Origin of the sequence: Streptomyces coffeae, assembly GCF_016741875.1 — a bacterium.
GTDB lineage: Bacteria > Actinomycetota > Actinomycetes > Streptomycetales > Streptomycetaceae > Streptomyces > Streptomyces coffeae.
In genome coordinates this window covers 15,469-29,511 of sequence record NZ_JAERRF010000009.1, presented here as the reverse complement: position 1 = coordinate 29,511, position 14,043 = coordinate 15,469, and the positions used below count along the sequence as shown (strand labels likewise).

General features: G+C 67.7%; 10 protein-coding genes and 1 pseudogene. 7 read left to right on the top strand and 4 right to left on the bottom strand.

Annotated elements, in window-relative coordinates; genetic code table 11:
* Positions 1-255: 255 nt before the first annotated feature.
* A complete protein-coding gene (locus tag JK363_RS16980) occupies positions 256-702 on the bottom strand; it encodes a hypothetical protein (protein ID WP_201875757.1) in 447 nt (148 codons plus the stop codon).
* Positions 703-844: 142 nt separating this feature from the next.
* Between JK363_RS16980 and JK363_RS16975 the strand changes: the two are divergent.
* The 5 genes and pseudogenes from JK363_RS16975 to mtnC all read left to right on the top strand — a co-directional run.
* Positions 845-955, top strand: a pseudogene (locus JK363_RS16975) (transposase); the annotation flags it as partial.
* A 204-nt stretch (positions 956-1,159) separates the two neighbouring features.
* Positions 1,160-2,725: an S-methyl-5-thioribose-1-phosphate isomerase gene (gene mtnA, locus JK363_RS44205; protein WP_201875756.1), complete on the top strand. Its 1,566-nt coding sequence runs from the start codon at positions 1,160-1,162 to the stop codon at positions 2,723-2,725.
* Positions 2,722-3,396 carry a methylthioribulose 1-phosphate dehydratase gene (gene mtnB / locus JK363_RS16965; RefSeq protein ID WP_201875755.1) on the top strand — a complete coding sequence of 225 codons (675 nt, stop codon included), beginning with the start codon at positions 2,722-2,724 and terminating at the stop codon, positions 3,394-3,396. The genes mtnA and mtnB overlap by 4 nt, the downstream gene beginning before the upstream one ends.
* A 4-nt stretch (positions 3,397-3,400) precedes the next feature.
* On the top strand, positions 3,401-3,979 hold the full coding sequence (locus tag JK363_RS16960; RefSeq protein ID WP_201875754.1) for a 1,2-dihydroxy-3-keto-5-methylthiopentene dioxygenase: 579 nt from the start codon (positions 3,401-3,403) through the stop codon (positions 3,977-3,979).
* On the top strand, positions 3,976-4,695 hold the full coding sequence (mtnC, locus tag JK363_RS16955; protein ID WP_307821747.1) for an acireductone synthase: 720 nt from the start codon (positions 3,976-3,978) through the stop codon (positions 4,693-4,695). The genes JK363_RS16960 and mtnC overlap by 4 nt, the downstream gene beginning before the upstream one ends.
* Before the next feature lie 215 nt (positions 4,696-4,910).
* On the opposite strand, the gene JK363_RS16950 is transcribed toward mtnC, so the two are convergent.
* Positions 4,911-5,549 (bottom strand): TetR/AcrR family transcriptional regulator, encoded by a 639-nt coding sequence (locus tag JK363_RS16950; protein WP_201876027.1) that lies wholly within the window; start codon positions 5,547-5,549, stop codon positions 4,911-4,913.
* 305 nt (positions 5,550-5,854) lie between these two features.
* Here JK363_RS16950 and JK363_RS16945 point away from each other — a divergent pair, with 305 nt between their 5' ends.
* Together JK363_RS16945 and JK363_RS16940 are read left to right on the top strand one after the other, a co-directional pair.
* On the top strand, positions 5,855-8,965 hold the full coding sequence (locus JK363_RS16945; protein WP_307821746.1) for a non-ribosomal peptide synthetase: 3,111 nt from the start codon (positions 5,855-5,857) through the stop codon (positions 8,963-8,965).
* A gap of 71 nt (positions 8,966-9,036) precedes the next feature.
* The gene (locus JK363_RS16940; protein ID WP_201875751.1) at positions 9,037-10,524 is read left to right on the top strand and encodes a carboxylesterase/lipase family protein; all 1,488 of its coding nucleotides are present in this window, start codon (positions 9,037-9,039) and stop codon (positions 10,522-10,524) included.
* Between the two features lie 88 nt (positions 10,525-10,612).
* Here the strand turns inward: JK363_RS16940 and JK363_RS16935 are convergent, their stop codons facing one another.
* Both JK363_RS16935 and JK363_RS16930 read right to left on the bottom strand, forming a co-directional pair.
* The gene (locus JK363_RS16935; protein ID WP_201875750.1) at positions 10,613-12,328 is read right to left on the bottom strand and encodes a CocE/NonD family hydrolase; all 1,716 of its coding nucleotides are present in this window, start codon (positions 12,326-12,328) and stop codon (positions 10,613-10,615) included.
* 577 nt (positions 12,329-12,905) lie between these two features.
* Positions 12,906-13,862, bottom strand: coding sequence for a helix-turn-helix transcriptional regulator (locus JK363_RS16930; protein ID WP_201875749.1), 957 nt, complete (start codon positions 13,860-13,862; stop codon positions 12,906-12,908).
* Positions 13,863-14,043: the final 181 nt, after the last annotated feature.

Below are 14,043 nucleotides of genomic sequence, written 5' to 3'. Positions count from 1 at the left end.
CACGCCTCAGAACCCGTCTTTGAACATGCTTGTACGCAACAGTGTTGGCCGTGGGTTGCCATGGCGACGGCTGGAGGCCGCCACCGAGCGCAACCGGCAGCTGGAGGCCGAGAACCGCAGCTCAGAGAGGCTCTGGCCTTGGCCCTTGGCGAACGACGCACTGACGACATCCGGGGCAGTCGTGACGCTGCGATGCCAGCGTCCTCAAGGGTGATCGGCCCGTGCTGAGAGCCGATCGCTTCGGCAGTGCGACGCTTAAAGAGCCCACCAGCAGAACAAGCGCAGCCCCGCCGAACGTGCGCGGCTGGCCAACCCGCAGAGCAGGACGAGTACCTCGAGCGCAGTGTCGGAGGTGATTCCATACTGCCGCAGCTCGTCGGTCTCAGACCACGGCCCGGCCGCTTCCACGAGGGAGGAGTGTGTTGCTGAGGCCAGTGCCTCCTGCAGGGTGTCGGACACGCTGACGATGAAGGCGCTCTCGGCTTCCGGAGACGAGAGCACCTGTCCCGCACGTGGACGTTCGGATGCCTCGTCATAGGTGCAGCCGGTCAAGATCGCTTCGAGCTGGGCCATCACAACGACCGGATCAATGCCCTTCAGCGGCACCACATCGAACACGGAAGGATTCGGGCCACCGGGCTGGTCAAGCACGCGGACGGCCACGTCGTCATCGGAGGCTGAGAAGTAGTCGCACGTCACCATGCCGTGATCCTCGCATCCGGCGACACGCCGAGGGGCGCAATCCCACGGCGAACCCGGTGGCTCCGACCACCCCGTCGAGGCCACTGTTCACGACACATCGCCGCAGATCAGGCGACTCATCACCGAGCTGGCTCAAGATAGGGGCCGCAAGAGACACATCGTCGTCGACACGGAAGGGCTGCTGCTGTTCGTCATGGTGACGCCGGCCAGCACCCACGACGCCGTTGCGGCCAAGGAAGTCCTCCTCCGGCTGCCCCGGGGGGCTGAATCGGTCGTTTGTGCGGTGTTGCCCCGCAATCCCGGCGGAAAGATCCTGCGACGCCGGCTCCGCGAGTGTTTCTAGGAGCGCGCGGGACAGACGGTCGGATGGCCGTCAACTCCACCACCCCACTGCCCCGTTGACCGCGCTGCCCTGCCCCGTGGAACCTGTGGACACCGGAAGAAGGTGAGGATGCACATGGGCGCATTGAGGCATGAACACCACGGCTTCTCCCTCTACTGGGAGGACAACGCCGTCATGGCCGTTGATCAACGTGCGCTGCCGCAACGGTTTGAACTCCTGCGTCTGGAGAGCGTCGACGCGCTGATCGACGCGGTACGAGTCCTGGCCGTCCGAGGCGCACCGGCCATCGGCCTCGCCGGAGCTTTCGGCGTTGCCCTCTCGGTACGGACACACCGGACCGCGGGTGCCGTGGACGAGGATTCGGTGCGGGCCGACGCCGCACGCATTGCCGACGCCCGGCCCACGGCCGTCAACCTTGCCTGGGGCGTCCGGCGCGCCGTCGCGCAGTTGCCGAACGGGCCCCAGGCGGTAGTGGACGAGGCCATGAAGATGGTGGCCGAGGACGCGGCGGTCAACTCCGCCGCCGCTGCGCGTGCCGCGGATCTGGTCGAGTCGTTACACCCTCACCGCCCCCTGCGGCTGCTGACGCACTGCAACACGGGACGCCTGGCCACGGCCGCCGTGGGGACCGCCCTGGGAGGCATCATCGAACTCCGCCGCCGCGGACGGGTGGCAGAAGTTCTGGTCGACGAGACCCGGCCGCTCCTCCAGGGGTCCCGTCTCACCGCCTGGGAGCTCGGCGAGGCCGAGGTTCCCTATCGGATCTGCGTGGATTCGGCGGCCGCCGCCGCGATGTCGCGAGGGATGGTCGACTGCGTCCTGGTCGGTGCGGACCGGATCGCCGCGAACGGCGACGCGGCGAACAAGATCGGTACGTACGGGCTCGCTGTCGCAGCCGCTCGGCACGGCATTCCGTTCGTCGTTGTCGCGCCGGAGTCCACCTGGGACCCTGATCTGCCCGACGGCAGCGGAATCCCCATCGAGGAACGTGAAGCGGCGGAGGTCACGGGAGATGCGGACGCCGCGGTGGCACCGGCGGGGGCCGGTGTGTTCAATCCCGCGTTCGATGTCACGCCTGGAGAGCTGATCACCGCGATCGTCACCGAGGACCGCGTCGTCCGACCGCGCGACGCTCACCGCGAGCAGCGCGCCGAACTCATCCGGAGCCGTATCGTCGGCCTTCTGGAAGCGTTTCCCGATTACCCCAGGCCCGGTGTGGTCTACCAGGACCTCTCCCGGATCTACGCCGAGCCCGGCGTGCTGGATGACGCCGCCGACCATGTGCGTGACCACTTCTCCGGTCGGTTCGACCGGATCGTCGCCGTCGAGTCCCGTGGTTTCGTCATGGGAGCCGTCCTGGCCGCGCGTTGCGAAGTGCCGCTCACCCTCGTACGCAAGCCCGGCAAGCTCCCCGGCGCCGTCCACTCTGTCGGCTACGCACTGGAGTACGGCGAGGATCGCCTGGAGGTCCGGCAGGGCGCGATAGCGCCCGGGGAACGGGTGCTGTGCGTGGACGACGTCCTCGCCACCGGCGGCACCCTCCTCGCGGCGGCCGAACTGGTCGAGGCCTCAGCGGCCGAGGTTGCCGGATCGGTCGTCCTGGTGGAGCTCTCCGGATTGCCCGGGGCCGAGCGACTGAAAGCCTACGACCTCCTCTCTCTGTGCGAGGTGGCGGCATGACGAGCATCCAGGAACACCACCGCGAGGTCACCGCCGCCGGCTCATCCATCGCCGCGTTCTCCCGCGATCTGTACGCCCGGGGCTGGATGCCCGGCACGTCGGGCAATCTGTCCGTTCGCCTGCCTGCCGATGACGGGTATGCGGCCGTGATCACGGCCAGTGGCATGGACAAGGGCAGTCTCACTGCCGACGACATGGTCGCCGTGCACGCCACCACCGGTGAGGTGCTGACTCCGGGTCGGTTGAAGGCGTCGGCGGAGACCTCGATCCACACAGCGGTGTACGGCGCCACCGACGCCCGTGCGGTCATCCACGTCCATGCGCCCTACGCCACCGTGATGGCGTGTCGCATCGGCGAACGCGACGGCACGGTCACACTGCCGCTCGAGCGGTTCGAACTGCTCAAAGGACTCGGCCTCGACGACCCCGCTCGCACGGAGCTGCCCGTCTTCCGTAACTGGCCCGACGTACGCATGATCGCCGACGAGGTGGCGGACCATCTGGCCGCCCGCGGCGACGCGCCCCCAGCCCTGCTGATCGACCACCACGGCATCACCACCTGGGGCAAGGACCTCGCCCAGGCACGCAACCGGCTGGAGTGCCTCGAGGCCATCTGCCAATTGCTCACCCTCGGCGCCAGGGACCACCGCACCGACACGAAGGAAACGTGACCCCATGACACTCCTGCAGATCATGCCTCAGGACGCCCCCGACACCCTGGTGCTGCGCACCCGGGACACAGCCCGGATCGCCGCCGTACTGAAGGAGCACGGGATCGAATACGGCCAGTGGGAGCTGCGGGCCACGGTGACCGCGGACACCACTCAGGAAGAGATCCTGGCCGCCTACCGCACCCGGGTCGAGGAGTTGTGCGAGCGCGACGGCCTCGTCCTGGTCGATGTGGCGCAACTCCATCCGGCGGTCGGGCCGGAGTGGGAAGAACGCGCCGCCAAGGCCCGGGCCGCCTTTCTGGAGGAGCATCGCCACGCCGAGGACGAGGTGCGGTTCTTCGCCCATGGCACCGGCTGCTTCTACCTCCATATCGAGGACGAGGTGTACGCGGTCGTGTGCGAGGCCGGCGACTTGCTGTCCGTACCCGCGGGCACCCGTCACTGGTTCGATATGGGACCGACCCCGGAGTTCGCCGCCATCCGCTTCTTCAAGGAAGAGGACGGATGGGTCGGCGACTTCACCGGAGACGCCATCGCTCAGAGCTTCCCTCGCCTCGACGTGCTTCTGTCGGAGGACCGGTGAAAGGCACGGCGGTCGTCCTCGACATCGAGGGAACGGTCGGCTCCGCCGCGCACGTCCACGACGTTCTCTTTCCGTATGCGCGCGAGCGGCTGCCCCGATGGTTCGCCGAATACCGTGGCACGGTGCGCGCCACCGTGCTGCTCAAGGAGATACGGGACTACCTCGGGGTCGACTCCCTCGACGAGGCGGATGCCGTCGAGGCGCTCACCGCATGGACGGACCAGGACGTCAAAGCGCCGCCCCTGAAGACGATCCAGGGCTGGATCTGGACGGCGGGCTACGCCGACGGTTCGCTGACGGGGCACGTCTACCCCGAGGTGCCCGATGTGCTGTGCTGCTGGAACGACTCGGGCGCAGCGCTCCACATCTACTCATCGGGCCCCGCCGCAGCCCAGGTGCATTGGTTCGGGCATACCCCGTATGGCGATCTCACCCCGCTCCTGCGCGGCTACTTCGATTTGGTCACAGCCGGCAGCAAGAAGTCTGCCGACTCCTACCGGCGGATTTCGGGAGTGATCGGTACGCGGCCGGAGGCGACGTTGTTCCTCAGCGATTCCCCGGAGGAACTCGATGCCGCGGCGGAAGCCGGATGGCGCACGGTCGGCGTGCGACGGCCGGAAGATCCGCGCGCCTTCCCCGTGGCCGGACACCTGACGATCCGGTCGCTGGACGAACAGGACCTGGAACAGCTGATGAAGGGACCAGAACGAGGGTGACCGAGGGAAGCCGGCGCGCGGAGCGGTGTCGTCGGTGGCAGCTCGGCACACCAATGAGTCCCGTCGCCCGGCTCCGGTCGCCCCGACGCCGTCTCGCTCACCGGCCGACCACCCCACCGACCGCGGACGAGGGCACAGGTCCAAGCAGGGGCAGACGGATACCCGTCCTTGTGGCGATGAAGGCGGGCGGCGGTGACGTGTCCTCGTGCGTCTGCTCACTCACGGGTAACGGTTGCGAGTACCTTCTCCAACCCGTCGAGAATCAGTTCAAGACCGAACTCGAAGCCGGCGTCGCGGTATTCGTCTGAGACGATCTTTTCGGCGATGTCATGGACATGCGGATATCGCTCGACGGAGATCTGCGGCAGATTGTGCTCCGCCCACTCGGCCAGCTTGTCCGGATCGAACGGTAGGTCCCGCCTTCGGATGGTGAACCCGAACACGTGGCTGTCCATCGCGGAACAGGCATGACCGGCCAGCAGGTAGGGAAATCCGGCGGCGTGCAGGCAACCGATGGTGGCGTCGTAGTGCGCCAGGTGCGCCGGCCCCGGTGTCTGCCGGGAGGCGATCAAGTCGACCGCCCACCAGTGCCGCCGCAGTACCTCGTACACGGAGGCGGCCCGGCGGTGCATCTCGGCACGCCACTGGCCACCCGCGACGGGCCTGTCCATCTCGCCCATCACCAGATCGGCGACGCCGTCGAGCAGGTCTTCCTTGTTCTTGACGTGGTTGTACAGCGACATCGCCTCCACGTCGAGCTCGGCGGCGAGCTTGCGCATCGACAAGGCGGCGAGTCCTGATTGGTCGGCAAGTCGAATCGCGGCCGTCAGCACCCGGTCCCGGGTCAACCGCATGCGTTTCAAGGAACCAGTTCCTCCGCGTTGACGGCACTTACGCCGTAAGTGTAGCGTCCTTCCCTCCGCACGGCTTACGGCGTAAGTCTCGGGTTCGTTGTCGTGAGTCGATGATGACGACCTGTTCGTACATGACAGGACGTCAGGAGGACGGGCGCGGGTGGGGGGCGCGCCCGCCCTCCTCAACTCACGTGAACGCCGCATGAGGCGGCAGGGGGAGATCTCTCGTCTGCGGGAACCGAGACAGCCGTGCGGGGGTTATTCCAGAGAAGACAGAAGTTCCATCATCACGGGGGTACGTTGTTGTGGCCGATCATGACAGTCTCGTACAAGAACCTACTGGGGAGCGTCACGGCATCGAGACGGTGCACGGGCTGTTCCGGTGGTGCGCGGAAACATGGCCGTCCGGTGTGGCGATTGTGTCCGGCGACCGACGGGTGACCTATCGCGAACTGCAGACGCTCGCCGACGATTACGCCGTCGAGCTGGCGAGTCATGGCGTTGGGCGGGGCGATCTGGTACCGGTGCTCATGGACCGTACTCCGGAGTTCGTCGCGACGCTACTGGCAGTGCTCGAGTGTGGCGCCGCCTATGCCGCCCTCGATGTTCAGTGGCCACACGAGCGGCTCACCTCGCTGATCGCAGCGTTGGACGCAAAGCTGCTCGTGACGTCCGCGGCGGGCGTGTGGCCGGTACCGGTCGTGGCGCCACCCAGCATCGAGAACGCCGTCACCACAGGACGCGAACCGCACCGGATCGAGGTGCGTGGCGACGAGCCGTGCGCCGTGTTCTTCACCTCGGGATCGACAGGCGCGCCGAAGGCGGCCGTCGCTCCACACAGTGGCATGATCCGCGTCTTCGCGGACTGTGACTTCGCCGCTTATGGCCCTGGCAACGTGGTGCCGCAGCTCGCGCCGGCGACCTGGGACGGGTTCTGCCTCGACTGCTGGGGCGTACTGCTCAACGGCGGCACGTCGGTACTTCTCGATGATCCGGTGCTGGTGCCGGGCACGCTCCGCCGGATGGTGGCCGACCACGGGGTCAACGGCGCGTCCCTGACGGCCACGCTGTTCAACATGATCGTCGACGAGGACCTCGACGCGTTCGAGGGGCTGCGCTGGCTGATCACCGGCGGTGAGCGTGCGTCAGCCGCCCATATGAAGCGATTCGTGCAACGCTTCCCGGACATCGAACTGAACAACATGTACGGGCCGGTGGAGACCACCGCGGTGGTGACCGCACGCCGGGTCACGGTCGAGGACTGTGCCGACCCCGGAGGGGTTCCGCTGGGCCGAGTGCTCAACGGGACGAAGATCTTCGTGCTGGACGGGGACCGGCCCTGCGGCCCGGGCGAGACGGGTGAACTGTGCATCGGCGGGACCGGGCTCTCGTCGGGCTATCTCGGCGACGCGGAACTCACGGCGAAGAAGTTCCCTGAGGTCACCGTGGACGGGCAGACCCATCGGGTGTATCGGACCGGCGACCTCGGGCACTTCTCGGCCGAGCACGTGCTGTACTTCGACGGCCGCCTCGACCGGCAGGTCAAGATCCGGGGCCACCGGATCGAGCCGGCCGAGATCGAGCGGGCTGCCGCACGCATCGCCGGGGTCACGGCGGCCGTGGCGGTACCGGTCGCGGGTCCGCAGGGACAACATCGCAGCCTGTGCCTGTGCTACGCCGGCCGCGGTGAGAGCGTGCCCGACGAGCGGAGCGTGCGCGCCGAGCTGGCTGCCCGCCTGCCCGACTACCTCGTACCCGACCGAATCCTCCGGTTGGCGACGATGCCGTTGTTGGCCAGCGGCAAGGTCGATCAGCGGGCGCTCGAGCAACTCGCCACCGAGGAGGATCACCCGGACGACTCCGCGCCGGAGGCGCAACACTCGCTGGACCCCGTCGAGACGCGCCTGGCGGCCGTGTTCGGTGAGATCCTTGAGCGCGGCACCATCCCACCGAACCGCTCGTTCTTCGAGCTGGGTGCCAACTCACTCGACGCGGCCCGGCTCTGCGCGAAGGTGGATGCGGAGTTCGGGGTGGCGATACCAGCCTCTCAGGTGTTCACGACCTCAACCGTGCATGACCTCGCGGCTGTGCTGAAACCGCTGCTGGACGCCGGCAGTGCCGGGCCAACCGCGGTGCCCGACGCCGCGGCAGAACAGGGTGTCCGTCCGATCGCGTTGCCCGTGCACTATGCGTTGGCCCTGTGGGAGGGCGTTTCCGAGGCTTCGGATCTCGCGTATCTCTGCACGATGGCCTGGTGGATCGACGGCACACCAGATGTCGAGGCGCTGTCTCAGGCGATCCTCGACGTCCACGGCCGGCACCAGGCTCTGCACTCGCGGTATCTGATGGACCCTGGCCCGACCGCGGTGCCGTCCGGCGACCTGGCTGGACCGGACCTCCAGCTGCTGCCGGATGAGCCGACGGAGGACGACGCGGTGGCCGCGCTGCACGCCGTGCTGTACCGACCCCTGTCGCTCGCACAGGGCAAGATCTGGCGCTGCGCGTTGGTCCGGAGTGCCGACAGCGGACGTCTGCTGTTCGGTCTCGTTGTGCACCACGTGGCGTTCGATGGCGCGTCCCAGGAGCCGATGGCCGCTGATCTGGCCACCGCCTACCAAGCACGACTGCTCGGTCGGGCTCCGGTGTTCGCGGAGCAGGCACAGACTCTGGCCGAAATCGCCGACATCTACCGCCGGCGGCGCGCAGCCGCCGACCTGGACGCCCAACTCGGCTACTGGAAACAGGAACTCGACGGTCTCCCACAGATCACCCTGCCGCAGCGGCAGTCCTCGCAGGCCACCGACGGCCCCAGGATGTCGGTTTCCCGGCAGGTCTCCGGCCGGGAGATGGAGCCTTGGGACGCCGCTGCTCGCGAACTGGGGTCGACCAGACTGGCTGCGTTGGCCGTGGCTTACGGCACGGTCCTGCAAAAGCTGTCCGGTCAGGACGAGTTCGGCATCCTGGTGCCGTTCTCCAGCTGGGTCGGCGACCCAGGCCGGTCCATCTCCACCCGCATGGACATGTGGTGCCTGCGCCTGCGCCCACCGTCCGCCGGAAGCGACCTGTGGGACAACGCCGGCAAGGCGGTCGGTGCCGCGCTCGCCGCCCAGGACGTGTCCTTTGCCGAGGCGGCCATGCCAGTGCTCTCCGGGATGGGCGCAGACGCCCTGGGGCGGCTGCCGGTGCTCCTGGCGCAGAACCTGAGCGATCCGGCTTTGATGCTACCGTCCTGTCGCACCGAGTTCGTCCGCCTGGACGCTCCGACGACGATGAGCGAGTTGGAGACCGAGGTGTGGTACGCCGCCGATGGCGGAGTGCGGTTGAACGTGTTCGTGTGGACGGACCGGTTCCCCGCGGAGTTCGCGGCCGACTTCGCCGATGAGTTCCAGCGTGTCCTGCGCGCGGGGCCGGCCTGATTGGCCGAACGTGTCAACGCGTCATCAACAAGCGCGGGGTCCCCTCGGTATCCCGGACTAAGGGAGGCACGATGCTCGCGACCGAGGTCGAGACCGCGGACGGCGTCGTCCGCGGTCGCCGGGCTCCGCGCGCGTTGCAGTGGCGGTCGATTCCCTACGCGGCTGCACCAGTCGGAGAGTTGCGGTTGCGGGCACCGCAACCGGTGCAGCCGTGGGTGGGGGTACGCGACGCCACGCGGTTCGGGTACGCGGCCGTACAGCGCCGCAACCCGATGGTGGGCTTACGCCGGACCGGCGAGGACTGCCTGACCCTGAACGTGACCGCGCCCCCGGATCCCTCGGCGCGGCCGCGGCCCGTGCTCGTCTTCATCCACGGTGGTAGTTACGTCTACGACACCGCGGCTCGGTATCCGGGTGACTCGCTGGCGGCGCGTGGCGATGTGGTGGTGGTGACGCTCAACTACCGGCTGGGCGCACTCGGCTATGTCGACTTCACCGAGTTCTCCACTGCTGATCGGCCTTTCGAGTCGAATCTCGGTTTGCGGGACCAGGTGGCGGCGTTGCGGTGGGTGCGTCGCAATATCGCTGCTTTCGGTGGTGATCCGGACAATGTCACCGTCTTCGGCGAGTCGTCGGGCGCGGACGCGGTGCTGACGCTGATGGCGATGCCGACCGCGGCCGGGCTGTTCCACCGCGCGATCGCGCAGAGCTCGGCCGCGGACTGGGCGGCCGTGGATGCCGAGGAGGCCCGGCGGTTCGCCCGCCGGCTCCTCGGCCGGCTCGGCGTCGCCCCGGACTCCGCGGCGCAGGCGTTGACCACGGCGGCCGCGAAGGATCTCGGCCAGGCTGCCGAGCGGGCGCTGCGGGATGTGCTGCGAGCCTTTCCCGGCAGCTACCCGATCGCACCGGTGGTCGACGGCGGCTTTCTGCCGCTGGACCCGTTGGACGCCATCACCGCGGGCAGCGCGCAGGCGGTACCGCTGATCATCGGCACCAATCGCGATGAATGCACCCTGTCCCAGTTCGACGCGACTGTGCCGACCACCGCGCCCTTGCAGCGCGCCGCGCTGGAGCGCTGCGGCGCCGACTACGAGCGGGTGGTCGCCGCCTACCCCGGTTATCCGAAGCGGGCGGCCGCGATCCAGGTCAGCACGGACTTCGTGCTATGGCGACCGATGCAGGCGGTGCTCGAGGGGCACAGCGGCCGGGCCCCCACGTTCTGCTACCGCTTCGACTTCGCACCACGCGCGTTGCGTCTTGCCGGGTTGGGGGCCCTGCACGGGATCGAACTGCTGCCGGTGTTCGGTGGCGTCGACAGCGTGCCGGTGCGGCTGTTGACGCTGGCCGGCGGGCGGCAGGGATTTCGCGCCGTGCAGGACGAGGTCCAGGACAACTGGTTGGCCTTCGCTCGTACCGGCCGGCCGCTCGCCTCCTGGCCGGAATACACGGCGGCGCAACGGAACACTCGCATCATCGACCATCCGTCGCGGATCGAGGTGGACCCGCAGCGGGAACGCCGGCTGGTCTGGGAAGGAATCCGCGTCCCCGCCTCGGAATGAGCCGTGCGATGGTCGCGGGGTACGTTCGCCAACGCGCGATCACCTTGTCGGCAGTCGACCTCACTGACGTCGACTGCCGACAAGAGCGTCAGCGCTCGCTTCGGTCAAAGATCGCCGGAAGTTCACCGACGATCGGCAAGGCGATCATCGACGGTCGTGCGGCGTCATGCGCAAGGCGGTGGCGGCCGGCTTTCGGCTCGGAACTCGTCGCCCACGCCTTTCCGTCCGACGGGTTGACGTCCCAATGTGGGAAGTCGGAAGCCGCGAGTTGGACGGAAATCCGGTGGCCCTCCAGAAAAACGTGACTGGTTGCCCACAGGTCGACGCTGAAACTGATCGACCCTTTTTCATGAAGAGGCTCCAACTCGGTGCCGAGCCGCAGAATTCCTTGCGTGACCGGATAGCGCCGACCGTCCGGATGAACATCGACCAGAGCGGCCACGATATCCGCACTGGCGGCGTCCGTTTCCAACCAGACTTCTGCGTGCACTGCGCCGGTGACCTCTACAGCGGATGGCAGTACTTCGCTGTCAAAGGCAAGGACGTCGACCCGCTCGAGCAATGCCGACTGATCCCGGGGACCGTTCGGGATCGACCAGGTTTGACCGCCGGTCGACGGCACGGGATTTTTGGGGTCGTGTGTCCACTCGTCCGCCGCTTCGTCCGTCGGCGCGACCGTGTCGAGAGTACCGGTCGGCCCGCCGGTGACGGTGCCGCCCGCGGAATGGAGGAAAAATCGGACGGCAGTCGATTCGGGCGGCCACACGTCCGCCGATCGCCACTCGTTGATGCCCATGGTGAAGTACTGCACCCCGGGGACCGGATCGCCATGTCCTATGCCTGCGAGCGGTGCGAAGAACTGCTCCAGGAGTGGCCACAGTTCAAACTCGGCAGCCGGCCCGAAATCAAGTTCTCCAGCGATGGACTGTGGTGCGCCATAATGCGCATGCTCCCATGGGCCGATGACAAGATGTGTTGGCGCGGCGCCGGTGGAAACGCCCACCGAGTACGCCTTGAGCACACCGCCGAGTAACATGTCGTACCAGCTCGTCACGTAGAGCGACGGTACGGCGATCTTCGGCACGAGTTGCTGCGTCGAAAGGTGTTGTCCCGCATCGGGCCTTCCGGCTTCTTCCAGCCCTTGCCGTATCCAGGGCGCGACCCCGTCGTAGTGCTTGAGAATCTCGTCGAAGGGCGCGTGGATGGCGCTCGACCGCGACAGCGGCGGGAACGGATGGTCTGGTTGGTCCTCGATGAGCGCGGCGAGCGCCGCGGCCTCCTCGTCGCGACCGCACCGATGGGCCGTTTGGATCGCCATTCTGGTCGCCCATGCGAAGAAGAACGCGGACTCGACGGCTCCGCCGCGCCGGTACCCATTGTCGGCGAAGTCCACCAAAGGCGAGACCGGGCTGATGGCGACCAGCGGCGAGGGCCTTTCGGCGGCGGCCTGCACCTGGACGCTGCCGAGGTAGGACTGACCGGCCATCACGACTTTTCCGTTGGCCCCTTCGATCTTGGCTGCCCACTCGATGGTGTCGACGGTGTCCGGCGCCTCGTCGCGAAAAGGGCTAAATACACCTTCGGAGGCATACATGCCCCGAACGTCCTGAACGACGCAGATGTACCCACGTGGAACGAAGAATTTAACTTCGGATGGGAATCCCGGCTCGGTAAGGATGGACTTGTCGTAGGGCAGGCGGAGGAGCATAACGGGGCAGCCGTCGGCCGATTCGGGCCGAAAGACATCTGCCCGAAGAACTGTGCCGTCCCGCATCGGCACTTCAACATTCCGTTCGACAAGCATGCGGCGCCGCCTTTCCATACACGAACTCGACGTGGTGCTCATGCCGCGGAATCGGGCACTTGCCCGGCCAAGAGACGGATCGTTATATTCTGAACGGACCTTACCACGCCGACTACTGGGCGAATGCCGAGCACTGTGGTGATATCAAGCCGTATAGGTGGCGGTTTACCTGAGATACGTGCGCGCCCGTGCGCCCGCACAGCACACCGCGCCCGCGGCCACCGCAGCGGCTCGGGCGCTGAACATGCCCCAGCGCCGGGAGGGGTGGGAGGACGGGGGCATGAACTGCCTTCCTTGCGCGCCGTCTCTTCCCGGCCTCAATCGGAATGCCATGCCCACATCGGCTGCCTTGTCGGTGCCTCATGTGGAGTGTGAACTTCTCCCCTTGGGCCGCGTGATCTGTGTTTGGTGCATGGACCTGGAGTGCTGTGTGTTCTCGGTTCAGGCGTTCGTTCTCACAACGGTGGTACTCCTCTGCGGGGGAGAGGGCGCACTGAACGGGGTCCTGCAACGGTGCCCCGGCCGCCGAGCAGGATGGCCGGCGGGCAACCCTCACGTCGTGGTCGCCCCCGCACGGTCAGCCCATGGTGGTGTCAAGAAGCTTGCGTGCCGCCTCGGTACGGGTGGCCGCGCCGAGCTTGGTGAGGATCCGCGACACATGTACGCCGACGGTGTTGCCGCTGATGAACAGCTCGGCGGCGATCTGGCGGTTGCTCTTGCCCTCGGCGACCAGGTGCAGCACCTCCAGCTCACGGGCGGTCAGCCCGGGCAGACCGGGGACGGGCTTCTGCGCCTTTGCCGCCGGCGGTACGGCATGCGGCGTGCACAACGACAGCTCGTACGCCTGGCCGAGCGCCCGCCAGCCTCGCGCGGCACTGTCCCGGTCGCCGCGGGCCATGGCCCGGTAGGCCTCGTCCACCAGACCGACGACCGGAAGATCCGGCAGTTGGGCTGGTTGGACCGCGGCGAGCAAGGCCCATGCCTCGTGCGGGTGCGCGGCGAGCTCGGTGGGATCCAGGGTGTGGCCGGTACCAGGGTCGAGTCGGATCTGGAGGGTTCGCAGCCTGATCTGGTAGGGCCGGGCCCAGGGCTCCTCACCGAGCAGCCGCGCCGCGCTGTCGGCAGCGGCCCGGGCGGCGGCCGCGTCGCCCTGCGCCAGGTGGATCTCGCCGCGGCTGATGATCAGCGCCGCGTGGCTGAGCTGGGGCAGTTCGGCCTCGCCCAAGGACTCGTCGATGAGGTCGAGCGCCTCGGCCCAGCGGCCCAATGCCTTCAGCGCCTGCACCCACTTGACCACCAGAATCGGCGCGCACTTGGCGTACTGGAACGACTCGTGCGCCGCTGTGAGACCCATCTGAACAGCCTCGATCGCCTCAGCGTAGGCACCCATGGCCACGCAGAAGGCCGACTCCCATGTCGTGACGTCGATGATCGTCTGCGGATCCGCGGTGGCCCGGGCCGCGGCGAAGTGGTGGCGAGCGGTCTTCGGGTCGGCTGCGGTGGCCAGGCCGAGGCAGGCGTGGGCGCGCGCCATGAGAGCAGCGTCGTCCAGCTGCCCGGCGATCTCAAGCGCGGCCCGCCCGTGGCGTTCACCCTCGACGGAATCTGGTCATCCCCTCCGTCCCCGGGTTCGGCTTCTCCGGTCCGGTCACCGAGACCGGCTGGACCGACACCCGGATCGCCTCGGCCTTCGCCGAACTCATGGCCCGCCTCGG

Bases quoted from the DNA above. Each gene is read 5' to 3' on its own strand.
- JK363_RS16980 (WP_201875757.1), bottom strand. From the start codon at position 702: ATGGTGACGTGCGACTACTTCTCAGCCTCCGATGACGACGTGGCCGTC.
- mtnA (WP_201875756.1), top strand. From the start codon at position 1,160: ATGGGCGCATTGAGGCATGAACACCACGGCTTCTCCCTCTACTGGGAG.
- mtnB (WP_201875755.1), top strand. From the start codon at position 2,722: ATGACGAGCATCCAGGAACACCACCGCGAGGTCACCGCCGCCGGCTCA.
- JK363_RS16960 (WP_201875754.1), top strand. From the start codon at position 3,401: ATGACACTCCTGCAGATCATGCCTCAGGACGCCCCCGACACCCTGGTG.
- JK363_RS16950 (WP_201876027.1), bottom strand. From the start codon at position 5,549: ATGCGGTTGACCCGGGACCGGGTGCTGACGGCCGCGATTCGACTTGCC.
- JK363_RS16940 (WP_201875751.1), top strand. From the start codon at position 9,037: ATGCTCGCGACCGAGGTCGAGACCGCGGACGGCGTCGTCCGCGGTCGC.
- JK363_RS16935 (WP_201875750.1), bottom strand. From the start codon at position 12,328: ATGCTTGTCGAACGGAATGTTGAAGTGCCGATGCGGGACGGCACAGTT.
- JK363_RS16930 (WP_201875749.1), bottom strand. From the start codon at position 13,862: ATGGCGCGCGCCCACGCCTGCCTCGGCCTGGCCACCGCAGCCGACCCG.